Raw genomic sequence first — 995 nt, forward strand, 5'->3', positions numbered from 1 at the left:
CAAGGCGCAACGATTAACCGGTTATGTGCTGGGCGGCATTAGCCCGCTGGGGCAGAAGAAACGGTTGCCGTTATATCTGGATGGCAGCGCGGCATCCCACGAGATTATCTACATGAGCGCCGGCCGGCGCGGGCTGGAAATCGCCATGGCGCCGGGGGATTTGCTGAAGCTCATCGGCGGCAAGCAGGCCGTCTTGGTGCGCGACTGACCTTGCTTATGGGGCCGCTGTAGGAGCGCCTCTTGAGGCGCGAACCCGAGCCTTGGCGAGGGAAAACGATACAGCTTTCACGCAAGCGTCGCTCACAAATCCCTGCTTACGCGGCACGGTTCGCACCTCAAGAGGTGCTCCTACAGGTGAGATTCTGGTCAGGCCTTTACACCTTCGCAAACGCCTTGCGTGCGGCGGCGATGGTGGCATCGATATCCTCATCACTGTGCGCCGCAGACACGAACCCCGCTTCGAACGCGCTGGGCGCCAGATAAATGCCCTGGTCCAGCATGGCGTGGAAGAAGCGGTTGAAGCGCTCGCTGTCGCAGGCCATCACTTCCGCAAAACTGCTGATACGGTTCTGGTCGGTGAAGAACAGCCCGAACATGGCGCCGGCCTGTGCAGTGGTGAATGACACCCCTTGCGCATGGGCGGCGGCGGTCAGGCCTTCCAGCAGGCGGGTGGTTTTTTCCGTCAGCGCGTCGTGGAAGCCGGGCTCGCTGATCAGGTTCAGCGTCGCCAGGCCTGCAGCCATGGCCACCGGGTTACCGGACAGGGTGCCGGCCTGGTAGACCGGCCCGAGCGGGGCCAGATGCTCCATGATGGCCTGCTTGCCGCCAAAGGCGCCCACCGGCATGCCGCCCCCGACAATCTTGCCCAGGGTGGTCATGTCCGGGGTGATGCCGTAATGGCCCTGGGCGCCGCCCAGCGCTACCCGGAACCCGCTCATGACTTCATCGAAAATCAGCACCGCGCCGTTGTTGTCACATTGCTGGCGCAGGGTCTG

The 995-nt window shown here is 63.3% G+C and carries 2 protein-coding genes; one reads left to right on the forward strand and one right to left on the reverse strand.

What is annotated here, in order from left to right; translation table 11 throughout:
• The coding region (locus A3754_RS02935; RefSeq protein WP_304439784.1) for a YbaK/EbsC family protein at window positions 1-208 on the forward strand (208 nt) is incomplete at its 5' end.
• Between the two features lie 166 nt (window positions 209-374).
• Here A3754_RS02935 and A3754_RS02940 read toward each other — a convergent pair.
• Window positions 375-995, reverse strand: a 621-nt coding sequence (locus tag A3754_RS02940; protein ID WP_156496724.1) for an aminotransferase class III-fold pyridoxal phosphate-dependent enzyme, incomplete at its 5' end; no start/stop codon positions are given.

It is taken from the genome of Alcanivorax sp. HI0083 (assembly GCF_001635175.1).